This window comes from Actimicrobium antarcticum, assembly GCF_039536745.1.
Lineage (GTDB): Bacteria > Pseudomonadota > Gammaproteobacteria > Burkholderiales > Burkholderiaceae_D > Actimicrobium > Actimicrobium antarcticum.
Map to the genome: position 1 here is coordinate 242,837 of NZ_BAAAZE010000013.1, position 21,248 is coordinate 264,084.

Consider the following 21,248-nt stretch of genomic DNA (forward strand, 5'->3'; position numbering starts at 1 on the left):
CGAACCAGATCGATGAAGACGCCTTCGAGTCTCGATTTCCTGACCGAGACATTGCGCCGCCTGCCCGGCGTCGGCCCCAAGTCGGCGCAGCGGATTGCCTATCACCTGATGCAGCATGACCGCGATGGTGCGGCCTTGCTCGGGCGCGCACTGACGCAGGCGGTCGAGCGGGTCCGGCACTGCAACCTGTGCAATACCTTCACCGAAAATCCGGTCTGCGAAACCTGCCTCGATAGCGAGCGCGATCCGACCCTGCTGTGTGTGGTCGAAACGCCCGGCGATCAGCTGATGATCGAGCAGACCCTGACCTACAAGGGTTTGTACTTCGTGCTGATGGGGCGCTTGTCGCCACTCGATGGCATCGGCCCGAAAGACATTCATCTCGACAAGCTGATCCTGCGCGCCGGCGATGGCGTCGTCACCGAAGTGGTGTTGGCGACCAACTTCACGAATGAAGGCGAAGCAACTGCCCATTACATTTCCGAAACCATGAAAGCGCGCGGCCTGAAAGTCAGTCGGCTCGCGCGTGGCGTTCCGGTCGGTGGCGAGCTCGAATATGTCGACGCCGGCACCATCGCGCGCGCGATGCTGGACCGGCGGGCAACATGACGGACACCGCAAAAGGTCCGCTGGCCGGCATCAAGGTGCTGGAACTTGGTACTCTGATTGCCGGCCCGTTTTGTGCGCGGATGCTGGCCGAATTCGGTGCCGACGTGATCAAGATTGAATCGCCCGATGGCGGTGACCCGATCCGCCAGTGGCGGGTGCTAAAAGATGGCACCTCGCTCTGGTGGTCGGTGCAGGCGCGTAACAAGAAAAGCCTGACGCTGAACCTGAAGGACAAGAGGGCGCAAGACATTGCGCGCCGGCTGGCACTGGACGCCGACATCATCATCGAGAACTACCGTCCCGGCGTGCTCGAAAAATGGCAGCTTGGCTACGACCAGCTCAAAGCGCTCAACCCCGCCACGATCATGGTGCGCCTGTCCGGTTACGGCCAGACCGGACCGATGAAAGACCTGCCGGGTTTCGGGGCCATCGGCGAATCGATGGGTGGCCTGCGCTACGTCTCGGGTCACGCCGACCGGCCGCCGGTGCGGGTCGGGATTTCGATCGGCGACTCGGTCGCGGCCATGCATGGTGTCATCGGCGCGATGATGGCGCTGCGCCATCGCGATGTCAGCGGTGGTCGCTGGAATGGCAAGCAGGGCGACGACTGCATCGCCGGGCAGGGCCAGATGGTCGACGTGGCGCTGTATGAGTCGGTATTCAACCTGATGGAATCGCTGGTGCCTGAATTCGACCATGCGGGCGTCGTCCGGGAGCGCACCGGTGGTGCCTTGCCGGGCATCGTGCCATCGAACACCTACACCACCGGCGATGGAGAAAACATCGTCATCGCCGGCAACGGCGACGCCATTTTCAAGCGCCTGATGCTGGCCATCGACCGTGCCGACCTGGCCGCCGATCCGCAGCTCGTGCGCAATGATGGCCGGGTGCCGCGCACTGCCGAGATCGATGGCGCGATCCAGGCCTGGTGCGCGACACAGACGATCGATTCGGCGCTGGCGGTGTTGCAGGGCGCGGATGTCCCGGTCGGCAAGATTTATTCGGTACGCAACATGATGCGCGACCCGCAGTTCCTGGCGCGCCAGATGTTCGAACAACATGCATTCGCCGACGGCACGCCGGTCAAGCTGCCGGCGATTTCACCGAAGCTGTCGGCTACGCCCGGTGTCACCCGCTGGCTCGGGCCGGCATTGGGTGCGCACAATGACGAAGTCCTGCAGCAGCTGGGCTATGACGACGCAGCGATCGCGCAATTGCGCACTGACGGGGTAATTTGATGATACGGAACACACCATGAACAAGAATTTCTGGAAGCAGTTTGCGATCGCGCTGGCGTTGTTTTTGGCGGGCTACTTTACGTTCAACAGTAAATTTCTTACCGACAAACTGTCCGGTGTTGCCGAGAGCACTGTCACGCGCAGTTGATCCCGGTTATCGGGTTGCCGGCTGCGGTTTGCAGCTGCTGTGCATGGTCCGTATGCCATTCCGAAATCTGATCTAGACTGTCTCCTGGCCCTTGTCGGTTCGACAGGTCGGTCACTCCCATGTCAACATAGCAGCACTGCAAAAGGAAAAAACATGAAACAGAATCAGCACCGACTTACAGCGCTTGCCGCACTCACCTTCACTGTTCTGCTCGCTGCAGGTTGCAGCAGCATGGGCGGCATGTCACCCGGCGGCAGCGCCAAACTCAGCGGCAGCCAGGAAGTGCCACCCGTGATGACCGCTGCGTCCGGCAACGCGTCCATCATGGTGGCGGCTGACAAATCGGTCACTGGTACCGTGACCACGACCGGCATCGACAGCAAGGCTGCGCACATCCATCAGGCGGCATCGGGTGTCAATGGTCCGGTGATCGTGGGCCTGACCAAAAATGCAGACGGTTCCTTCTCCGTGCCTGCCGGCGCGAAACTCACCGATGAACAATATGCGAGCTACCAGGCTGGCAACATGTACGTCAACGTGCATTCGGCCGCGCATCCGGGTGGCGAAATTCGGGTGCAGTTGAACTCGAAGTAAGCCGATCGACGGGACGCGTTCCCGAAAATCGTTACCTGACTGAACCCGCTTGTGCGCGATTCGATCGCGCACAATGCATTTGAAGGACCGCCGCAATGGCCGTGACCACGCTCTCGCCGGAAGACATCGACCGCATCATCCAGATGGCGTGGGAAGATCGCACCGCATTCGACACCATCAAGACGCAGTTTGGCGTGGCCGAAGCCGAGGTCATCAAGCTCATGCGCAAGCACATGAAACGCTCCAGCTTCACGATGTGGCGCGCGCGTGTCACGGGACGCAAGACCAAGCATCTGGCGTTGCGCGGCGACGAAGTGACACGGTTTAAATCCAGCGACCAGAAAGGGTCATAGGAACAGACAGTCGGCGGTGTTATGACCGCTGACGTTGTCCGGATTGCATGGCGTACGGCGTCCCGAACCGGTCTCGTCGCTTGCCGTTTTTCTAGCGTGGCACGACACCCACTTTGGCCGATCCACTGTCGTTCGATGCGACTACTTTTTTCGGCTTACCGACTTCCGCCAGCATCTTCTCCAGATTCGCCGAGCGCTCGATCGAGTTCGGATGCTGCTCATCGAGTTTGTCCATTTTCTGCATGTTCTGTACAAACATCTCCAGCTGATTCGTGACCGCTGTTTCGACCGCTGGCGGTGCCAGGCTGGATTTAAAACCGCGAATGACCTGGGCCAGACGTTTTTTGTCCGGATACATGCCATCGAGAAGACGTACCGCGCAAGCGTCGGCCTGCAGTTCCTGGGCTTTGGAAAACGTCACGAAGCGGGTCATCAAATCATTGGAATAAGCAACGATCGCAGCCGGGTTTGCACTGGCGCCTTCGAGCAATTTGCGCATGCCGTCGACGCTGTCGATGCCATCGGTCAGGCGCGCCTGCGTCGCGCGGGTTTCGTGGCGCTGCAGTACGTGGGCCAGTTCGTGCGCCAGCGCAAACGCGGCAAGGTCGTCATTTTTTTTGTCGGTGACCAGGCTCTGGTCGAGATACAGAAAGCCGCCGGGCAAGGCTTTGGCATTGTGGCCGGCATTGCGCCGGACATAAATTTCGAAGTGGTAGGGTGTTTCTTCCTGAATCTGGGCCGCGATCTTTTTCAGGAGCGCATTGGCCTGGTCCGTCGGTTTTTTTCCGCTGGCACGCGCCGGGTCCATGATCGACGCCAGTTGCTCCTGATGCATGCGCTCGCCCAGTAGTCGCTCGGCTTCCATCGGTAGCCAGTTAAGATTCTTTCCAGCCATGCGCAGGGTGCTGCGCAGATCCTGTTTGGCGCCGCCAGCGATCGGCTGCAACGCATTGTTCAGCGCCAGTTTTGCTGCCAGCGTGAGCAGTGACGCCATATTGTCGGTCACGCCAAAGGGCTCGACCAGCGACTTGCATTCGGGATCGAATTCGGTGGCGGAGTTCGTGAACACCAGATCGATCGATTTGATCTTGAGCTTGCCGGATGGTGCATCAGCGCCGTCGCGGTTGAACATTTTTCCCAGTCCGCCAAAGAATGATTTTTCTTTCCCCGGTTCCGCTGCTGCGCCGGGCGGTGATGCCGCATCGCCACTCGCGTCGCTTTTGCCAAAGAATGACTTGGCGCGATCGAGCATGTTCGGGCCCGCGTCTGCAGGTGCGGCGGACGTCGGTGATTCGGGCGCGGACATGTCGGCGTCGCCTGCCTTTGCAACCTCCAGCGTACATAGCAGCGACAGCAGCAACAGCGCGCTGGCCGATTTCTTCATACAGGATAATTTCATCGTACTTCCCTGGTGATTACTGCATTGACTTTACTGCATTGACTTGCCGTCGCCTGCCGGTAGATCCGGATGGACTGTCTTGTTTAAAGGCTCACCAGACGCCGAATTTCGAGGAAGGTCAGATCGCGCTCGGAGAACAGATCGGCCTCGTCGTAAATCGCTGCCTTGTAGACCAGTCGGGTGACCGGGTCCACGGGCTCGGCTGCGAGATGCGCCAGCTTCTGCTCGAGATCCTTGCGGTCGGGCTCGGCCATCAGCGTAAATTGCGCGCGGTATGCGGCGATGCGCGTCACCAGCGTCCAGCTCATGGTCTGGTCTGGCGTGTAGCGATCCACCGGAAAGTCGAATTGCGGCGGCGGGTTGCTGATGTTCAGTACCGGCTTGCCATCGACCTCGATACGCAGGCTGGCCAGGCCTTCGGCAGCGCTCTCGCTGAAGTCGAAATGCACCTGACGTTTTTCGCCCGCGACGACGCCTTGCGGCAGGCTAGTCGGCGCTTCGGTATCGAGTCGGCGTCCGCCCAGTTTTTTGTTCGACAGCAGGCTGGCCCAGACGGTCGAGAGCGACTTGGCATTCATGCCCGGCAATACCTTGCAGGGATTGGTAGCGCGCAAGGTTTTTGCAAGCGCCGCGACCTGCGGTGTCTTTTCGCTTTGCGGTAATGCCGGGATCTGGCAGTCCGACTGCGCATGCGCGGTCAGTGAAAGTAGCAGGCCACAGCTGGCAAATACAAGTCGCAACATGGGGTTCCTCATGGAGTGATGGTTAGTGACTGACCAGCAGAACCGTGGCGTAGCACATGGTCAGCCAGAACAGGGTTTGCCGAATCAGATAAATGGCCAGCCCGGGGCCGGCCGGACGTGCTCCGGAACCGAGGCGCAGGCCGAGCAGGCCCAGCAGGCGGTGTGTTCCGGTGGTGCCGGGCGGCGCGTGTCGCCGCTGCGGCCTATGCAGACCGATCACCAGTCCGACTGCCAGCATCAGGCACATCAGGCCCAGAACCGCGACGAACGCCGTGGTGAACCAGCGTGACAACGGCAGCAACCAATCCATGCTGGCCGCAAACAGGAGTGCCGCGAACACTAGCAGCCAGAGCACGCCGAGGCCGACCCTTGGAGTCGTGGCATCCGGCTGCGAGTGGTGGGCTTGATGGGCGTGATGCGCTTCGGCGATGCTGCTGGAAAGGTAACGGTCGAGCGGTACGGCAATCAGTGCCAGGACGACAGCCATGAGCGCTGCGGACCCGACGTGCAGGGTGGCCGCGCACAACCCGATAGCGCCAAGGAGGCCAATGAAGACACAAAACTTGCCGCTGGTGACGTAGGGTTCGCGTGGCACTTTGGCGACGTCGATGGTCGCGGCGATCGGGCCGGTAATAAAGCCATCAATCAGCATGCTGGCGGCAATCAGCAGTGGCGCAATCAGAATACCGACGGCAAACAAATCAGCCGCCAGCGCAAAGAACAGATACACGAGGGCGCTGTAAAAGATCAGGAATCCGGTCACCATCAACGCGCCGTATTCACGCCGGAACCCGACGCCGCGAATCTGGAAATGGGCATACAGGTGCCAGAACAAGGTAATGCCGATCGAGAACAAGAACGCAATCAGGATATCGATTGTCACGCCTACCCCGTGCGGCGGCGACGTCACGGGATGCTGTTGCGTCACGACCCGCGCTGCATGTACCGCAATGCCGGGCAAGGCACCGAGCGGCGTGAGGAACGAGTCATCCTTGCTGGCGCCGTAAAAGCCACCGAACAGCACGTCGCGCTGATGCCAGTTGCGGATGTTGGCCAGTGCCGGATCATCCATGGCCAAGGTGCTGAGTTGCTGGCTGGCGCTGGCAAAGTTGATCGGCAGAGCTTCTTCCGTTTCCTCGCGCGGCGTCTCGGTTTTTTTCAGCCACTGTTCAGCGCCGGCCAGAGTCGACAAGTCTTTGCAGATGGTGCCTTCGCTGCGCTTTGCGACCATGCTGGCGAGGCTGTTGTCGTCCGGATGGGCATCGATCACCACGCCCAGGGATTCTTCCAGCGTGCCGTCACCGAACGCCACGCCGGCGCTGCAGCGGGCCTGCATCCAGGCTTTTTTCAATCCGACCAGACGATCCGATGAGACCTTCATTGGTGCCAGCAACACCAGTGTGCTGCCGTGCTGGTCGAGCAGGGCGTCGAGTTGGCGCTGGCAGGACGGTTCGCTGTCAAGCGCTGCCGGAGACAGGTCGAAGTCGACAGTGAGTGTTCTTGGCTGCCGTTGCAGCATCGTGCCGAGGTCGTCGGCCAGCAGGCAGCGGTTCAGCGGTGAGCGCTCCAGATAGCGGTCCTGCCAGTGCGACTCCGTCAGATACAGGACCACCGGGCCCTGGTCGGTCAGGCTGTCCGCGGGCTGGACGGCGATATTGGCCACCACCAGCAATGACAGTTTCGTCAGGATCGCCAGCAGCCCGACATGCTCGGCAATCACCGCCAGCGCGGCCGCAAAAAAACCTGCGCGCGCGTCTTCCCGGAAATGATGGGCTAATTGCCGTGGCAGGCCGGCGAGGCCATTCAACCAGATTGCGCACCGCCTTGTACCCTGCTCAGCCATTGACCAGATCATCTGTGCGCTCTCATAGTCCCTGCATGAGCGCAGAGCATTTAGTTATTTAAATGCAATGATACCATTCAGAAATCATGTAAAAGAGGCCATTTTTGCGATGCAATCCATTTGTTCGCTGCTCTGTCTGAAGCGGGTCTGCCTTGCAGGCAACGACCGAACATCGGGCACCGCAGGTCCTGCTCCTGCACGGACGCCAGGATGATGGCGGGCGTCAGTGCGACGGCGTCGTACAGCATGAGATTCGTGCTGAGGTTCGCACTGAAACTCGCCCTGGAGGTCGTGCCGGAAACGGAAAGCATCATCGGGTGCGCTTTCGCGTAAAGGAATAATTCTTTCTCGCAAGAGCTTATCGCCCTTCAGTTGTCTTGACAATTTGGCACGTCTGCTGGCGCAGACCCGCAGCGCCTTACTTCGCTGGCGTATCGGTCGTCGACCGATGCAGTTCTTCCCGCAAGCCGGCAATCTCGTGCCGCAATGACCGTATGTCCGCATGCAATTCTTTTTGAAAACGCTTTTCGTCTTCACCGATAAACAGCGCCGCGATACTGGCGGTGACTACCGAAAAAACTGCATAGCCGAGCAGGACGATGAACACTGCAAAGATGCGCGAGGCATGGGTGGACGGCACCAGGTCGCCGTAGCCGACCGTCGCACCGGTGGTGAACGCCAGCCACAAGCCATCGGCGTAAGTCAGCACCTTTGGTTCCAGCCAATAGAAACCACCACCGGCAATCGCCAGCAACACCACGGCCATGCCCAGCACCTGCATCAGATGATGCGGAAACATCCAGCTGACCAGCAATTTCGGATAGCGCAGGAATACCAGGGCACTGAACGCCAGGCGGCAACCCCACTCGACGGGCGACCAGGTCGGCATTGATGGCCAGATGCTGGCGATCGCACCCAGCAGGATCACGACATCGAGCGCCGATGGCGCGGCAATGCGGCGCGAGGCCCGGTGCTGCCGTTGCTGGTGCCAGATATCGGCCGCAAACAGCACGGCGCTGATGCCATACAGCACGCTGCCCATGGTGCGCTGGAGCGTGGTGGCGCCTACCAGCAGCAGGTAGAAAGCGGGAATCGTCAACGTCAGGGCGACGAACAGGATCAGCCTGAATTGCGCGGTTGGGTGGGGTCTTTTCATGTGGCTCCGAACGGCCGGGGTGCGCACTGATACGCCCGATGGCGGGCAGTCAGGCAACAGGAAAGGTGGGAGCAATGGCGCTGTGCACGCGTCATTGTCGATGCGCGAAGGGTGGCGCTGCACGTGCTGCGCATTCCCTGTTCAGGTCTTCTTCCGCGTTGGACTCGCCGGAAAGCTTTTTTCCAGCGCGTTTTCGATTGGCTCCTCGGATTCCAGGACGTCTTCATCGGGCGTGAATTGCGATGGATCGCCAGACTCTCTGGTCGGATCGTCGACTTCGGCGGCCGGGTCGGGCCGGGGATGTATTGCGGTGTCGACGGGCTGGCCGCCTTTTTTAACCGGTGTCATCATGATCTCCTGTTGCATGATATTCAACGAACATCAAAGGGCATCAATCATGCACCGCTTGTTATTTCAAGTCCATGCCGGATGCAATCGCAGACATCGGCCGGTGTGCGCGAAATCACTTCTTCCGGCACCAGGAATTTTTCGGTAAGGCGCAGGTGATCCTCGAATCCGTACGAGACCACGAACGGATGAAGTCCAGTCTCGATCGCCGCCAGATAATCCTTGTGTTCGTCGCCGCAGGCATAGGCGCGCGCCGGGTTGATGTCAAAGCGCTGGCGGGCTTCGCGAAATGCCGTGGACTTGGGTTCGCCCAGCGGCACATACGCTACGTAATCCAGCGCGTCGAGGTCGATGTCATGCCGTGCGAACAGTCTTCCCAGCGTGACAGCCGGTTCGATCGTGACGTTGCGGGTGACCAGGCCGACCCGCAGGCCGGGCACGGCCAGCGCATCTTTCATCAGTTGCGCCAGGCCCGGATAGAGCAGCGCTTCTTCGCGGTAGACCTCGGTCAGCGTCTCGCGCAAGGCCTTGCGATTCTGCTTGCCGAACTGCTTGCGCAAATTAATCGGAAACTCCTTGATCCCACCCAAATACTTCAGCAATTTGCGGCGCCGCTGGAAATTTTCCAGTTTGCCGATGTCCATGCCATTCAGAGAAAAAGTGCGGTCGATCGCGCTGAATGCGTCGATCAGCGTGCCGTCGGCATCAAAAATAATCAGGCGGTCGTTATTGGTATACATCGGCGTGGCATCTCGACGTTGAGGCGTGAGTCTGCATCATACTGGTGATCGCGTGACCGTTTGATGACATTTCCCGAGCGGCCTTGCGCGCGAGCGGCGGCCCGCAGGTGCGATTCTTTGTTGACGAATTCGGTGCGCTATGTGCGCCAGTCGTCAGACGCGCTTTCGATTGACCTGTACCTTGGTCACGATTTCAACCACGTCCGCTATGTTGACCCACGCACATTACGACCCTGAACGGCTACTTGAGTTTCTGAAAGAGCATCTCAACCTGACCAGTGACGCCGACCTGTCCAAAGCACTGCATATCTCTCGTGCGCTGATTGTCCAGATACGCGAGGGACGACGACCGGTGGCCGGGGGTGTACTTATTCTGATGCACGAAGCCACCCAGATTGGTTTCGACGAATTGCGCAGTCTGCTGGGAGACCGTCGCCGTACCTGGCGCATGCAGGGGCGAATCCCGTCGGCTGCCTAGCCGTCGAGGCTGAGCCCGTGCATCGGTTTCGCCGATTGCACTGCCTCTCCTGTCGCGCCATTTTTGTTCACCTTACCGAAAGCTGCCATGACAAATTACCGAATTATTCCGCTCTTGATCATGCTGGTGTATGCACCGTTCGTGATGGCTGCAGACGCTGCCGCCGATCCCGGCATCGGCCCGAACCCGGTGTTGCCGCAGCCAGTCGACAGCTTCATCCCGACCGTGAATATCGCGCCGGCCAAAGGCTGGCCGGCAGGCGTGACGCCAACGCCGGCCGCCGGACTCGCCGTCAATGCCTTCGCCAGTCAGCTCGACCATCCGCGCTGGATGTACGTGCTGCCCAACGGTGACGTTCTCGTCGCCGAAACCAATTCACCGGCCAAGCCGGATGACGGCAAGGGCATCAAGGGCTTCATCATGAAAATGGTGATGAAGCGCGCTGGTGCCGGGGTGCCGAGTGCAAACCGCATCATGCTGCTGCGTGACAAGGACGGTGACGGCATCGCCGACACCCGTACGGTGTTTCTGCAGGGCCTGAACTCGCCGTTCGGCATGACGCTGGTAGGCAATACCCTGTATGTCGCCAATACCGACGCAGTGATGCGTTTCAATTACACCGAGGGCGCGACCGAAATCAACGAACCCGGCGTCAAGGTGGCAGACCTGCCGGCCGGTACCATCAACCATCACTGGACCAAGAACATCATTGCCAGCCGCGATGGCAAGTTGCTCTATGCCACCGTGGGGTCGAACAGCAATGTTGCCGAAAACGGCATGGAGAATGAAGACCAGCGTGCCGCCATCCTGGAAATCGATCCGGCCAGTGGCAAGTCGCGTGTGTTCGCGTCAGGACTGCGCAATCCGAACGGCCTGGCGTGGGAGCCGCAGTCCGGTGCGCTTTGGACCGCCGTCAACGAGCGCGATGAGCTGGGCAACAATCTGGTTCCCGACTACATCACGTCGGTCAAGGACGGCGCGTTTTATGGCTGGCCTTACAGCTACTACGGCCAGAATGTCGACATCCGCGTCAAGCCACAACGCCCCGAGCTGGTCGCCACCGCGCTGGTCCCGGATTACGCATTGGGCTCCCACACCGCATCGCTGGGACTCGCGTTCGATGAAGGCAGCCTGCTGGCTAAAAAATATGCCGGTGGTGCCTTTGTCGGCCAGCATGGCTCATGGAATCGCAAGCCACGCAGCGGTTATAAAGTGATCCACGTGCCGTTTGCCAATGGCACACCGAACGGCATGCCGGATGATGTGCTGACAGGGTTCCTGAATGCGGAAGGTGAGGCGATGGGCCGCCCGGTCGGCGTGGTGTTTGATCGCAAGGGTGCATTGCTGGTGGCGGATGATGTCGGCAACACGATCTGGCGCGTGACACCGGTGAAGTAATCGCGCACGGCAGGTCGCCGTGCCGCATGAAAAAAGGGACTTCTCCAACCGGAGAAGTCCCTTTTTTGCTTGTGCTTCCATGCTGCTTTTGACGGCCTATTTTTTCTTCGGCGAGGTATCCCCGAACAGCTTCTTGAACTCGTGCGGCTGCGAGCGCCAGTATTGCGGAGGTGCGTCCACCGTCTCGCCCAGCTGCGCTGCCGCATGCCACGGCCAGCGCGGGTCGTACAGGATGGCGCGGGCCAGCCCGATCAGATCGGCGTCGCCGTCGGCGAGGATTTTTTCGGCGTGGTCGGCTTCGGTAATCAGACCGACGGCAATCACCGGCATCTCGATTTCTTCGCGGATGCGGGCGGCAAACGGCACCTGGTAACCGGGGTCGACCGGGATTTTCTGCAGCGTCGAGATGCCGCCGCTGGAGACGTGGATAAAGGCGGCGCCACGCTGTTCCAGTGCGCGTGAAAACGCCACGCTCTGTTCAATGTCCCAGCCACCGTCTACCCAATCGGTGGCCGAAATCCGCACGCCGACCGGCATGCTGGCAGGCACCGCGGCACGCACTGCGTCGAACACCGCGAGCGGAAAGCGCATCCGGTTTTCGAGGCTGCCACCGTATTCATCGGTGCGCTGGTTGGCCAGTGGCGACAGGAATTCGTGCAGCAGATAACCGTGCGCCGCATGCAGTTCCAGCAAATCGATCCCGAGCGCGTGGGCGCGCAGGGCACTGGCGACAAACGCATCCTGAATGCGCTGCAGGCCGGTCGTATCGAGCGCCAGCGGGATGGTATCGGTAGCGGCATGCGGCAGCGCCGATGGTGCCACGGTCTGCCAGCCACCCTCGGCGGTGCTCAGGCACTGTCCGCCTTCCCATGGCACCGCGCACGATGCCTTGCGACCGGCATGGGCCAGTTGCATGCCCACCGGGATCGGCGAGTAACGGCGGATCGCTTGCAGCACCGGCCGCAGGGCCGCTTCGGTTTCGTCGGAATACAGGCCCAGGTCGGCCGGTGTGATGCGTCCTTCGGGCGAGACCGCAGTGGCTTCGGTAAATAACAAGGCCGCACCGGACAGCGCGAGGTGGCCCAGATGGATCATGTGCCAGTCGGTCGCCAATCCGTCGATGGCCGAGTACTGGCACATCGGTGCGATGACGATACGGTTTTTCAGTGGGTGCGCACCCAGTGCGTACGGCGCAAACAAATGACTCATGGTGTGGTTTCCTGAACAGGTGTGAAAGGTGTGGTGCTGGCCAGCAGCGTTTGCTGGCCCTGCCATGTCTGGCCCGGCGCCAGCGTACACGGCTGCTCGATCAGCGCGGCTTCGATGCAGACAAATTCCTGGTATTCGCTGGGCTGCATGTCGGACAGGCTCGCGGCCTTGTCGATCCACGGGTTCCAGACCACGACATCCTCGAAGCCGGTCTGGCCGATGTCGAGGCGGCCAGTGTCGCTGGTCAGCGTGACCGGCGCGGTGACTTGCGTGTAGATACGATCGATTTCCTGCGTGATCTGCAGCGCCGCTTGCATCTCGATCTTGCTACGTGCCTGATCGATGGAATCGCGATAGCGATGGCCATGCAGTCCGCCGATCCGGGTGGAGGCAACCGGCGTTTGCAGATACGTGTGCAATGCGGCGGTGAAGCTGAAACCGGTCGTGCCGGTATTGGTGACCTGCAGCGTGCTGATCAGCTGGCTGCCTGAAAATCGCAGCACCAATTCCAGTGAAAATTGCCCTGCCAGCGCGCTCGTCTGCGCCGAATCCGTCAGGCCCAATCGCATCACGCCGGCACCGGTCGCATCGACTTCGCTGGCCAGCAAGGTCCACGGCAAGTCACGCGCGAAGCCATGTTTGGTCATCGGTCCCTGGTTGGCAAATTGCGGAAAGATCACCGGCATGCCGCCACGGATTGCGACGCCATCCTGCCACGCACTCCGGCGACTGAGAAACAGGCGCTCGATGCCATCGGCAGAGCGCCAGGAGCACAGATGGCCACCGTGCAGCGAGACCGCGATTTGCGCACCATCGCTGGCGTGCAAGCGGATCAGGTGCGACGGTAGAGAAACTGGCGCAGGAAGTGTCATGGGAATGGCCGCAATGGCGATGTAAAAGGAAAAACGCAGGAGCCGCATCATGCCATTTTTCGGGCGCTGTCGTGATGACCGGCGGCGCGAATCACCGGCATCGCCGATAATGCAGGCCTTCCCATAGCCGTATCGCCATGACCACTTCGACACCTGCGCAACGCGCTCCCGGCACCCCGGCGCTGCCGGACACGCCATTCCGTTTCATCCTGTTTTTTGTGCGCCGCTATCGCTGGTGGTATCTGGCGATCGTGCTGCTGGAAACCGTCAACGCCACCTGCGGCATCATGCTGCCGTACGCACTCGGACGCATCGTCAAGGCGGTCACGTCGGCGACCGGCCCTGCGACCGATATCGTCGCCACGCTGCATGTGCCGCTGATGCTGTTCGTGGCATTTTGTGTCGGCGAACTGGTGTTCGGGCGGCTCGCCGGCGGCATCCAGATCCGGCTCGGACCGCGCCAGCGTCAGAACGTCACGCGGGCGCTGTATCACTATCTGCAGAATCATTCGCAGCGCTATCTGGGGAATAATTTCGCCGGCGCGCTGGCGCACCGTATCAGCGAAACCTCGCTCGGTGTCACGCAAACGCTGTGGTCGCTGATCACCGAGTTCTATCCGGTGCTGATCGTGTTCGTGGTCTCGATTACCTTGCTGCTGCAAACCCACATCCAGCTGGCCGGCTTCGTGCTGGTGTGGTCGGTGCTGTTCATCGGCATTAGTTATTTGCTGGCACGCCGCTGCCAGCCGTATGCACTAAAAGCCTCGGCGGCGCGCAGCGATACCACCGGGCACATCGTCGATTCAGTGACCAATCTGACCAGTGCGCGGCTGTTTGCGCGGCTCGGCTTCGAGCGCGAGAATCTGGAGCACGCGCTCGGTACCGAAATGCGCGCGATCCGTACCTCGAACGCCTACAACGAACGGGTGCGCTGGTTCCAGTTCAGTGCCGCGGCGATCCTCAAGATCGGCGTGCTGTATTACGCGCTAACGCTGTGGGGCAAGGGTGAAATTTCGGTCGGTGACTTCGTGATGGCAGTCAGCCTCGCGCTGCTGATCATCAATGAAGCACGCAACCTGAGCCGGCGCTTCCTGGAGTTTTTCGAATATATCGGCAATGTGGCCAATGGCGTCAACGTGATCGTGCGTCCGCATGAACTGGTCGATGCGATCGACGCTACCGATGCCGTCGATGCGCCGATCCGGCATGGCGAGATCGTGCTGCGCGATGTCACCTTTGGCTATACGCCCGACCGCATCGTGTTCGATCACCTGAGCCTGACGATCCCGGCCGGACAACGGGTCGGGCTGGTCGGCTTTTCGGGTTCGGGTAAATCGACGTTCGTCAGCCTGATCCTGCGACTGTACGATGTGCAGGGTGGTCAGATCCTGATCGATGGCGCGGATATCCGCCGCATGCAGCAGGATGCCCTGCATCAGCAGATCAGCCTGATCCCGCAGGACCCGAGCCTGTTTCATCGCTCGCTGATGGACAACATCCGCTATGGCCGGCTGGACGCCAGCGACGCCGACGTCATCGCAGCAGCGCGGCAAGCCCATGCGCATGAATTCATCAGCGAGATTGGCGAGCAATACCAGTCGATGGTCGGCGAGCGCGGCGTGAAATTGTCCGGTGGCCAGCGCCAGCGGATTGCCATTGCGCGCGTGATCCTGAAAGACGCACCGATCCTGATCCTGGATGAAGCCACGTCCAGCCTCGATTCAATCACTGAACGCTTAATCCAGGACACGCTCGATCAGGTCATGCAGAACAAGACCGTCATCGTGGTCGCGCATCGGCTGTCGACGATTGCGCAGCTGGACCGGATACTGGTGTTCGATGGCGGTCGCATCGTCGAAGACGGCACGCATGCGCAATTGCTGGCCCAGCGCGGAAATTATTTTCAGTTGTGGAGCAAGCAGGCCGGCGGCTTTTTACCGGCCTCCGGCAGCATGGAAAATCCCGACACGGATGACGCCGAGCCCAGCACTGACGGGCCCGGACTGGCCGACGCGCTCGCACTCGATGCACTGCGTGACCGTGCGTTGCCGGACCCGCTGGCCGGCAAATAAGGACGGCGAACGTGGTCGATCCAAAATGAATGCTGGTGTTTTTCGTGATCTCTGCTATTCTCTTGGACTCAGACGCGGGGTGGAGCAGTCTGGCAGCTCGTCGGGCTCATAACCCGAAGGTCACAGGTTCAAATCCTGTCCCCGCAACCAAACATAAAAGCCTGAACTTGTCATGAGTTCAGGCTTTTGCGTTTTCGGCCCGTTATTCCGGCCCCCTAATTTGCCGGTTGCGTTTTGCCAGTAGCGTCCGATAGCGCATTCATCGGTTACGATCAGCGTTCCCGTCAATTATCAACAGCCTTCCACTGTGATCATGAATCCAATTTCCGTACTCAAGCCCAACACCCTGCTGACTACCCTCAACACCTATATCGTCGAAGACCTGTCGAACGCCGACATGGTGACCACCGCCGCGATTGCTGCCTCCACGCTGAGTGACCTGGCGGTGCCGGTCCTGCAAATGCTGGCCAGTGCCGGTGCCGAAGCCGACGATGTGGCCGTTGAATTTTTTCCGGACAAGGATGAGCCCGGCACGCCCGGCACGATGTTCTTCTGGCCCGGCACCCGCACGATGCAGCACAGTGCCTGGGATGATGCGCATGGCGCCGAGTACTCGCTGCGCATGGCGGTATTCCTGCCGGAACGCGACGACGACGGCGCAGTGTATCCGGCCGGTTTCACGCTGACCCTGAAGCTCGAAGCCAGCGCCTGCGAGCTGATCGAAAAAATGCCGGCCGGCGTGTTCGAGCTGATCGAATCCGACTTCAAGGGCGCAGCGTTGCCATCCGGTTTCGAGTTCCTCGATGACAGCGAACATGTGCCGGTGTTGCCGAACATGCGGCGCCAGTTCATCAAGGCGATCTCGCGTGCCCATGCAGCCAGCAACAAGCGCCGCGGCAATCGCTTCGAAGCCGTGATGATGCATTACATCTGGGACCGCATCGAACCGGAACAGCATTTCGACGCGGTGCTGGCGGCACTGGCGAAGTTGTTCGTGGCCTTGCATCAGCAGGCGCGCAGATAGATTTCAACGGAGGTGGTCGCGTGCCAGCGAACACCTCCGCGCAGTGTTTTTCCCTCATCGTACCAACAGCGCATTCATCGCGCAGTAATCGACCTCTCCATGACATTTTCCAAGCTCGGTCTGATCGACCAGTTGCAGCGCAATCTCGACTCCCTGGGCTACCGCACGCCCACTCCGGTACAGGCGCAGGCGATCCCTGCGGTGCTGGCCGGACGCGACCTGATGGCCGCGGCCCAGACCGGCACCGGCAAGACCGCCGGCTTCGCGCTGCCATTGTTGCAGCGCCTGACGATGGAAGGTCCGCAAGTCAACAGCAATTGCGTGCGCGTCCTCGTCCTGGTGCCAACCCGCGAACTGGCCGAGCAGGTGCATCAGGCGTTCGGCGAATACGGCGCGTCGCTGCCATTGCGCACCCACGTGGCGTATGGTGGCGTGAGCATCAATCCGCAAATGATGAAGCTGCGCAAGGGGCTCGATGTGCTGGTCGCCACGCCGGGTCGCCTGCTCGATTTGTATCGCCAGAACGCGGTCAAGTTCGAGCAGTTGCAAACGCTGGTGCTGGATGAAGCGGATCGGATGCTGGACCTGGGCTTCTCGCGCGAGCTCAATGAAGTCTTTGAGGCGCTGCCAAAAAAACACCAGACGTTGCTGTTCTCGGCGACCTTCTCCGACGAGATCCGGGCGCTCTCGACCACGCTGCTGAAAGACCCGGTGCGCATCGAAATCAGCCCGCGCAACACCACCGTCAAGACCATCAAGCAATGGGCCATCCCGCTCGACAAGAAGCGCAAGCCCGAACTATTCCTGCATCTGCTGAAAAAGCACCGCTGGGGCCAGGTGCTGGTCTTCGTCAAGACGCGTCGCGGGGTCGATGAACTGGTCGATATCCTGCTGGCGCAAGGCATCCGTGCCGATGCGATCCATGGCGACAAACCGCAACCGGCGCGACTGCGGGCCCTCGAAAGTTTCAAGGCCGGCGAAGTGCAGATACTGGTCGCCACCGACGTTGCCGCGCGCGGACTGGATATCGACGACTTGCCGCACGTCGTGAATTTCGATTTGCCCATCGTGGCCGAAGATTACATCCACCGGATCGGCCGCACCGGTCGCGCTGGTGCTTCCGGGATCGCGGTGTCGCTGGTTTGTGCCGATGAAGCACCGTTGCTGGCGGCGATCGAAATGCTGACCAAACAGAATCTGCAACGCATCGAGGAACGCGGTTTCGAAGCCGATCATCGGGTGCCGGAAACCAATGCCAGCGGGCAGGTTGTCAAGAAGCCGAAGAAGCCCAAGCTGAAAGCCGGCGCATTCCGGCCGCCGCGCTAGCGCCTGCGGAATGCACCCCATGACCTCCGGCCCGAACCGCCTCGTCGCCTGCGCCTGCCTCGCCCTCAGCATGGCGCTGGTCGGTAGTTACGTCGCCCTGAGCAAACCGCTGGTTCTGGTATTTCCGGTCTTTTTGCTGGCGTGGCTGCGCTTTGGCATAGGCGGGCTGGCGATGATCACCTGGCTGAAAAAGCCGGCAACCGAATTGCCACTGTCCTGGCCTATGCGCCGGCTGGTTTTTCTGGAATCATTCTTCGGCAATTTTCTGTTCACGCTGTGCATGATCACGGGCGTCAGCATGACCAGCGCGGTGTCGGCCGGCGTCATCATGTCGGCAATTCCGGCGGTGGTGGCCCTGATGAGCTGGACCTTTTTGAAGGAGCGCATCGGCTTGCGCGTCTGGGCTGCGGTGGCTTGCGGTGCGCTGGGGATCAGCTTGCTGGCGCTATCGAAATCGGCCGCGCCGGATGCCGCCCACCAGCAAGCCTGGCTGGGCAACCTGTTGATTTTTGGCGCGGTCATTTGCGAAGCCGCCTACGCCGTCATCGGTAAAAAATTGACGACCGTACTCAGCCCGAAACGCATCAGCGCGATCATCAATCTGTGGGGCTTTTTGCTGATGACGCCAATGGGCGTGATCGCGGCATGGCGCTTTGATTTCGCCGCAGTGAGCATGCCGATCTGGGCGCTGCTGGTGTTCTACGGATTGGCCGCGAGCGTCTGGACGGTATGGTTGTGGATGACCGGCCTGAAGTCCGTGCCAGCCGCGCAGGCCGGCGTGTTTACCGTGATGCTGCCGATCAGTGCTGCGCTGGTCGGCGTGCTGGTGCTGGGCGAACGTTTGAGCGGCATACAGTTGCTGGCCTTTGCGCTGGCGCTGGCGGGCGTGTTGCTGGCGACGGTGCCGGTGAAGCAGCGTGTAAAGTGATCCGCAAGCCATGCTGGAATACCACCTCACACAAGCAATACACGGTAGTGCGCAATTGATGACCGGCGTGCATGCCAAGAACATGCGAAAATTCGGCGCAATTCCAATTCAGAAACCATCCCGGCGCCCATCATGACCTCGACTCTTCGCTTTGCAATGCCGATCCTCGGCCTCCTGTTGCCACTGACCACCCACGCCGCCATCGAGATCAGTACGCTGGCAATTTGCTCGCAGCTGGCTGATCCCGACAAGCGTCTTGCCTGTTTTGATCGTCTTAGTGCGGGTGCCATGAAGCAGGTCGATCCGGTCGCGCCGGCCGTGGCAGTGCCAGCACCGGCGCTGCTCAAAGCCGATGAACCTGCCACCAGGCAGACCTCGCTGCTGGCGCAGGAATGGGAACTGGGCAACGACCTCAATCGGGGTACTTACAACTTCCGTCCGTACCGCGCCAACTATCTTTTGCTGGCCAATTACAGCGGTGCACCAAACTACGCGCCATTCAAAACCGCCGCCGGTGATGCCGGTCTGGAAGGTCGCCGCATCAAACATGCCGAACTGACGTTCCAGCTCGGTTTCAAAATGAAGATGGTCGAGAATGTGGCAGGCAGCCCGTTCGACCTCTGGTTTGGCTATACCCAGCAAAGCTACTGGCAGGCATTCAACAAGATGGCCTCCAGCCCGTTCCGCGAAACCAACTACCAGCCTGAAGTCATGGCCGTGGTACCGGTCAATTTTCGTTTGCCGGGCATGACTGCGCGCTTCCTCAACTTCGGCGTGGTGCATCAGTCGAACGGCCAGACCGGCACGCTGTCACGCAGCTGGAATCGGGCCTATGCCCAGATCGGGCTGGAAGAGGGCGGGTTCACGGTGCTGGCGCGGGTCTGGAAACGGCTCGATGGCGGCGGCACGGACGATGACAATCCGGACATCATTGCCTACATGGGACATGGCGATATACAAGCCGATTACCGCCAGGGAGGTCATGATTTTTCGATCGTCGCACGCCAGAACTTCTCGACCAATCGTGGCGCGGCGCAGCTAGGCTGGGCCTTCCCGCTGACCCGTAATCTGAAAGGCTATGTCCAGGCCTTCACCGGCTATGGCCAGACGCTGATCGATTACAACTACTCGCACAAGAGCATCGGCGCGGGTGTCACGGTCGACTTCTGATCAGTCCAATCCCAGCGCGGCAACCACCCGCGCTGCGGCATACGCATCATTGGCCGCGTACATTAACTGGGCATCCGTCAGGTTCTGATTGGCCCAGTTGGATGTCGCGGCCTTTTTTGATTTGATGAAGCGCCGATCAAACAGCACGGCTACCGCCCCTTTGACACCCATGTCCTTGCGATAGCCACGCGCGTGAAAGACGCTATTGAGGTCCAGCACTCCGGCTGGCCGGATGGCCAGTTTGGCGATGATGCGCCGGGTATCGTCACCCAGTCCGAATCCGGCCTTGACATGTCCTCCGTGCGCCAGCAAGGCAGCGACCTGCGCGCAGCAATCCGGGTCGTGCAACTGGAATACCCAGGCGCGCTCGACCGTCGAGAGCTGGACGATGTGCGGACCATCTGACACCTGGTCCTTGAAGAAGGTCGGCTTGGATTCGGTATCGAAGCCCCAGACTGCGTGGTCGCTCAGTGCTGCACAGGCTTCACGCGCTTGTGCGGCGGTTTTTATCAGCACGATGCGGTCGAGTCCGAGGCGTTCGAAGGGGTCGAGCAGGGCGATTTCTTCCTTGCTCCGGGTGGGGAGTTGTTCGTGGATTGTCATATGCCGCTCAGAATACCCTGACGCGTATAATCGCGCCCTTCATCCTTTTACCAGCGCGGCACGCGCATCCGACCATCATGAGAAAAATTTTCCAGTTGACCCAAGAGGGCCTGCACCGTGACCGCGTGCTCGACGCCGTAAAACACGACATCCGCAAGTATCTCAAGCGTGAACGCAGCCGTGATCTGCCGAAAGACGCCGACTTCCTGGACTTCGATTGCCGCTTCGGTGCCAGCAAGGAAACCGCCAAGTCAGTGCCGCTGGCCGAGCTGATGGCGCATCTCGATACCGTCGCCAGCAAGGGTGGCAATGAGGCGTACGTCGAGATTCTGGCCAAGGCCGGTATCCGCGAAGCCCGTCCGGCTGGCAAGGCCAGATAGTTCATCGCTGTGTCAGAAGGTTGCCGGAGAATTCACCCACAGTACCCGGGCGATATCGCTGCCCGTGTTCCGGTAGCCGTGCGGGACGTTGCTCGGAAATGAAAACGCATCACCCGGCCCGATGTCGTACCGCACCTCGCCCAGGGTCAGTTCGAGTGTGCCTTCGAGCACATAGCCGACTTCTTCGCCGCTGTGTTCGATTAGCCCGTCGCTGCCTTCGCCGGGCGAGACTATGTGGATATTGGCCTGCAGCAGGCCTCCGCGCTTGGGCAGCACCAGCCGCTCCAGCGCGATGCCGCCAGCCTTGATGACCGGACGTTCGTTGTGACGAATGATGGGACCGCTGGTCGGGATTTCTTCGCTGGTGAGGATGCCGATGTTGGTGTCGAGTGCGACGGCCAGTTTGTGCAGCATGGTCAGCGACGGTGTCGCCAGGCCACGTTCGATTTTCGAGATCAGGCTTTCCGAACAGCCGGCTTTCTGCGCCAGTTGCAGCAGCGTGAAACCGGCCACCAGCCGGGCGTGATGTAGCTTCAGGCCGAGCGTCGTCGCCACCGCTTTGGTGGTGCCCGGCGTGCCCGGTGTAGCAGAGTCCAATGCCATTACCCGTTTGCGCA

At 60.5% G+C, this 21,248-nt stretch carries 24 protein-coding genes and 1 tRNA gene; 14 read left to right on the forward strand and 11 right to left on the reverse strand.

The genetic code is table 11. The features are described from left to right. Positions 1-12 precede the first annotated feature (12 nt). The 5 genes from recR (at position 13) to ABD720_RS16545 (ending at position 2,942) form a co-directional block, all read left to right on the forward strand. Positions 13-609: a recombination mediator RecR gene (gene recR / locus ABD720_RS16525; RefSeq protein ID WP_344764911.1), complete on the forward strand. Its 597-nt coding sequence runs from the start codon at positions 13-15 to the stop codon at positions 607-609. Next, entirely contained in the window at positions 606-1,847 is a 1,242-nt protein-coding gene (locus ABD720_RS16530; RefSeq protein WP_344764913.1) for a CaiB/BaiF CoA transferase family protein, read from the forward strand. Before recR ends, ABD720_RS16530 begins: the two co-directional genes overlap by 4 nt. Before the next feature lie 16 nt (positions 1,848-1,863). Then, positions 1,864-1,995, forward strand: coding sequence for a hypothetical protein (locus ABD720_RS16535; protein WP_344764915.1), 132 nt, complete (start codon positions 1,864-1,866; stop codon positions 1,993-1,995). 153 nt (positions 1,996-2,148) lie between these two features. Then, positions 2,149-2,589 carry a CHRD domain-containing protein gene (locus tag ABD720_RS16540; protein WP_344764917.1) on the forward strand — a complete coding sequence of 147 codons (441 nt, stop codon included), beginning with the start codon at positions 2,149-2,151 and terminating at the stop codon, positions 2,587-2,589. Positions 2,590-2,684: 95 nt separating this feature from the next. Further along, a complete protein-coding gene (locus ABD720_RS16545; RefSeq protein WP_344764919.1) occupies positions 2,685-2,942 on the forward strand; it encodes a TIGR03643 family protein in 258 nt (85 codons plus the stop codon). A gap of 91 nt (positions 2,943-3,033) precedes the next feature. On the opposite strand, the gene ABD720_RS16550 is transcribed toward ABD720_RS16545, so the two are convergent. The 7 genes from ABD720_RS16550 to ABD720_RS16580 form a co-directional block, all read right to left on the reverse strand. Then, positions 3,034-4,341: a M48 family metalloprotease gene (locus ABD720_RS16550; RefSeq protein ID WP_344764921.1), complete on the reverse strand. Its 1,308-nt coding sequence runs from the start codon at positions 4,339-4,341 to the stop codon at positions 3,034-3,036. An 83-nt stretch (positions 4,342-4,424) separates the two neighbouring features. Beyond that, complete coding sequence (locus ABD720_RS16555; protein ID WP_344764923.1) at positions 4,425-5,084, reverse strand: hypothetical protein; 660 nt, start codon at positions 5,082-5,084, stop codon at positions 4,425-4,427. A gap of 22 nt (positions 5,085-5,106) precedes the next feature. Beyond that, entirely contained in the window at positions 5,107-6,891 is a 1,785-nt protein-coding gene (locus tag ABD720_RS16560; RefSeq protein WP_344764925.1) for a hypothetical protein, read from the reverse strand. A 113-nt stretch (positions 6,892-7,004) separates the two neighbouring features. Continuing rightward, positions 7,005-7,241, reverse strand: a complete 237-nt coding sequence (locus ABD720_RS16565) for a hypothetical protein (protein ID WP_344764927.1) — start codon at positions 7,239-7,241, stop codon at positions 7,005-7,007. Positions 7,242-7,345: 104 nt separating this feature from the next. After that, entirely contained in the window at positions 7,346-8,083 is a 738-nt protein-coding gene (locus tag ABD720_RS16570; RefSeq protein WP_344764929.1) for a potassium channel family protein, read from the reverse strand. 141 nt (positions 8,084-8,224) lie between these two features. Beyond that, positions 8,225-8,431 carry a hypothetical protein gene (locus ABD720_RS16575; protein ID WP_344764933.1) on the reverse strand — a complete coding sequence of 69 codons (207 nt, stop codon included), beginning with the start codon at positions 8,429-8,431 and terminating at the stop codon, positions 8,225-8,227. A 47-nt stretch (positions 8,432-8,478) separates the two neighbouring features. Next, positions 8,479-9,171 carry an HAD family hydrolase gene (locus ABD720_RS16580; RefSeq protein WP_344764935.1) on the reverse strand — a complete coding sequence of 231 codons (693 nt, stop codon included), beginning with the start codon at positions 9,169-9,171 and terminating at the stop codon, positions 8,479-8,481. 208 nt (positions 9,172-9,379) lie between these two features. Here ABD720_RS16580 and ABD720_RS16585 point away from each other — a divergent pair, with 208 nt between their 5' ends. Both ABD720_RS16585 and ABD720_RS16590 read left to right on the forward strand, forming a co-directional pair. Further along, positions 9,380-9,649, forward strand: coding sequence for a hypothetical protein (locus tag ABD720_RS16585; protein ID WP_344764937.1), 270 nt, complete (start codon positions 9,380-9,382; stop codon positions 9,647-9,649). Positions 9,650-9,736: 87 nt separating this feature from the next. Further along, positions 9,737-11,047, forward strand: coding sequence for a PQQ-dependent sugar dehydrogenase (locus ABD720_RS16590; protein ID WP_425547990.1), 1,311 nt, complete (start codon positions 9,737-9,739; stop codon positions 11,045-11,047). A 96-nt stretch (positions 11,048-11,143) separates the two neighbouring features. Here ABD720_RS16590 and ABD720_RS16595 read toward each other — a convergent pair whose 3' ends face one another. Next, positions 11,144-12,256 (reverse strand): NADH:flavin oxidoreductase/NADH oxidase, encoded by a 1,113-nt coding sequence (locus ABD720_RS16595; protein ID WP_344764939.1) that lies wholly within the window; start codon positions 12,254-12,256, stop codon positions 11,144-11,146. Beyond that, complete coding sequence (locus tag ABD720_RS16600; protein WP_344764942.1) at positions 12,253-13,179, reverse strand: D-hexose-6-phosphate mutarotase; 927 nt, start codon at positions 13,177-13,179, stop codon at positions 12,253-12,255. Before ABD720_RS16600 ends, ABD720_RS16595 begins: the two co-directional genes overlap by 4 nt. A gap of 86 nt (positions 13,180-13,265) precedes the next feature. Here ABD720_RS16600 and ABD720_RS16605 point away from each other — a divergent pair, with 86 nt between their 5' ends. From ABD720_RS16605 to ABD720_RS16630, 6 genes are all read left to right on the forward strand, one after another. Next, positions 13,266-15,200 carry an ABC transporter ATP-binding protein gene (locus ABD720_RS16605; protein WP_344764943.1) on the forward strand — a complete coding sequence of 645 codons (1,935 nt, stop codon included), beginning with the start codon at positions 13,266-13,268 and terminating at the stop codon, positions 15,198-15,200. A 73-nt stretch (positions 15,201-15,273) separates the two neighbouring features. Next, a tRNA-Met gene (locus ABD720_RS16610) sits at positions 15,274-15,350 on the forward strand. Positions 15,351-15,513: 163 nt separating this feature from the next. Further along, the gene (locus ABD720_RS16615) at positions 15,514-16,224 is read left to right on the forward strand and encodes a hypothetical protein (protein WP_344764945.1); all 711 of its coding nucleotides are present in this window, start codon (positions 15,514-15,516) and stop codon (positions 16,222-16,224) included. A 99-nt stretch (positions 16,225-16,323) separates the two neighbouring features. Next, the gene (gene rhlE1 / locus ABD720_RS16620; RefSeq protein WP_344764948.1) at positions 16,324-17,550 is read left to right on the forward strand and encodes an RNA helicase RhlE1; all 1,227 of its coding nucleotides are present in this window, start codon (positions 16,324-16,326) and stop codon (positions 17,548-17,550) included. Between the two features lie 19 nt (positions 17,551-17,569). After that, complete coding sequence (locus ABD720_RS16625) at positions 17,570-18,478, forward strand: DMT family transporter (protein ID WP_344764950.1); 909 nt, start codon at positions 17,570-17,572, stop codon at positions 18,476-18,478. Between the two features lie 132 nt (positions 18,479-18,610). Further along, the gene (locus tag ABD720_RS16630; RefSeq protein WP_344764951.1) at positions 18,611-19,648 is read left to right on the forward strand and encodes a phospholipase A; all 1,038 of its coding nucleotides are present in this window, start codon (positions 18,611-18,613) and stop codon (positions 19,646-19,648) included. Here the strand turns inward: ABD720_RS16630 and ABD720_RS16635 are convergent, their stop codons facing one another. Then, positions 19,649-20,251 carry a 3'-5' exonuclease family protein gene (locus ABD720_RS16635; RefSeq protein WP_344764952.1) on the reverse strand — a complete coding sequence of 201 codons (603 nt, stop codon included), beginning with the start codon at positions 20,249-20,251 and terminating at the stop codon, positions 19,649-19,651. A gap of 77 nt (positions 20,252-20,328) precedes the next feature. Here ABD720_RS16635 and ABD720_RS16640 point away from each other — a divergent pair, with 77 nt between their 5' ends. Continuing rightward, on the forward strand, positions 20,329-20,631 hold the full coding sequence (locus ABD720_RS16640; RefSeq protein ID WP_344764953.1) for a DUF6172 family protein: 303 nt from the start codon (positions 20,329-20,331) through the stop codon (positions 20,629-20,631). Positions 20,632-20,643: 12 nt separating this feature from the next. Here the strand turns inward: ABD720_RS16640 and ABD720_RS16645 are convergent, their stop codons facing one another. Beyond that, the gene (locus ABD720_RS16645) at positions 20,644-21,234 is read right to left on the reverse strand and encodes a helix-turn-helix domain-containing protein (protein WP_344764983.1); all 591 of its coding nucleotides are present in this window, start codon (positions 21,232-21,234) and stop codon (positions 20,644-20,646) included. Positions 21,235-21,248: the final 14 nt, after the last annotated feature.

Bases quoted from the DNA above. Each gene is read 5' to 3' on its own strand.
- ABD720_RS16545 (WP_344764919.1), top strand. From the start codon at position 2,685: ATGGCCGTGACCACGCTCTCGCCGGAAGACATCGACCGCATCATCCAG.
- recR (WP_344764911.1), top strand. From the start codon at position 13: ATGAAGACGCCTTCGAGTCTCGATTTCCTGACCGAGACATTGCGCCGC.
- ABD720_RS16535 (WP_344764915.1), top strand. From the start codon at position 1,864: ATGAACAAGAATTTCTGGAAGCAGTTTGCGATCGCGCTGGCGTTGTTT.
- rhlE1 (WP_344764948.1), top strand. From the start codon at position 16,324: ATGACATTTTCCAAGCTCGGTCTGATCGACCAGTTGCAGCGCAATCTC.
- ABD720_RS16645 (WP_344764983.1), bottom strand. From the start codon at position 21,234: ATGGCATTGGACTCTGCTACACCGGGCACGCCGGGCACCACCAAAGCG.
- ABD720_RS16630 (WP_344764951.1), top strand. From the start codon at position 18,611: ATGACCTCGACTCTTCGCTTTGCAATGCCGATCCTCGGCCTCCTGTTG.
- ABD720_RS16550 (WP_344764921.1), bottom strand. From the start codon at position 4,341: ATGAAATTATCCTGTATGAAGAAATCGGCCAGCGCGCTGTTGCTGCTG.
- ABD720_RS16540 (WP_344764917.1), top strand. From the start codon at position 2,149: ATGAAACAGAATCAGCACCGACTTACAGCGCTTGCCGCACTCACCTTC.
- ABD720_RS16640 (WP_344764953.1), top strand. From the start codon at position 20,329: ATGAGAAAAATTTTCCAGTTGACCCAAGAGGGCCTGCACCGTGACCGC.
- ABD720_RS16605 (WP_344764943.1), top strand. From the start codon at position 13,266: ATGACCACTTCGACACCTGCGCAACGCGCTCCCGGCACCCCGGCGCTG.
- ABD720_RS16580 (WP_344764935.1), bottom strand. From the start codon at position 9,171: ATGTATACCAATAACGACCGCCTGATTATTTTTGATGCCGACGGCACG.
- ABD720_RS16585 (WP_344764937.1), top strand. From the start codon at position 9,380: ATGTTGACCCACGCACATTACGACCCTGAACGGCTACTTGAGTTTCTG.
- ABD720_RS16565 (WP_344764927.1), bottom strand. From the start codon at position 7,241: ATGATGCTTTCCGTTTCCGGCACGACCTCCAGGGCGAGTTTCAGTGCG.
- ABD720_RS16590 (WP_425547990.1), top strand. From the start codon at position 9,737: ATGACAAATTACCGAATTATTCCGCTCTTGATCATGCTGGTGTATGCA.
- ABD720_RS16600 (WP_344764942.1), bottom strand. From the start codon at position 13,179: ATGATGCGGCTCCTGCGTTTTTCCTTTTACATCGCCATTGCGGCCATT.
- ABD720_RS16555 (WP_344764923.1), bottom strand. From the start codon at position 5,084: ATGTTGCGACTTGTATTTGCCAGCTGTGGCCTGCTACTTTCACTGACC.
- ABD720_RS16635 (WP_344764952.1), bottom strand. From the start codon at position 20,251: ATGACAATCCACGAACAACTCCCCACCCGGAGCAAGGAAGAAATCGCC.
- ABD720_RS16625 (WP_344764950.1), top strand. From the start codon at position 17,570: ATGACCTCCGGCCCGAACCGCCTCGTCGCCTGCGCCTGCCTCGCCCTC.
- ABD720_RS16595 (WP_344764939.1), bottom strand. From the start codon at position 12,256: ATGAGTCATTTGTTTGCGCCGTACGCACTGGGTGCGCACCCACTGAAA.
- ABD720_RS16575 (WP_344764933.1), bottom strand. From the start codon at position 8,431: ATGACACCGGTTAAAAAAGGCGGCCAGCCCGTCGACACCGCAATACAT.
- ABD720_RS16570 (WP_344764929.1), bottom strand. From the start codon at position 8,083: ATGAAAAGACCCCACCCAACCGCGCAATTCAGGCTGATCCTGTTCGTC.
- ABD720_RS16615 (WP_344764945.1), top strand. From the start codon at position 15,514: ATGAATCCAATTTCCGTACTCAAGCCCAACACCCTGCTGACTACCCTC.
- ABD720_RS16530 (WP_344764913.1), top strand. From the start codon at position 606: ATGACGGACACCGCAAAAGGTCCGCTGGCCGGCATCAAGGTGCTGGAA.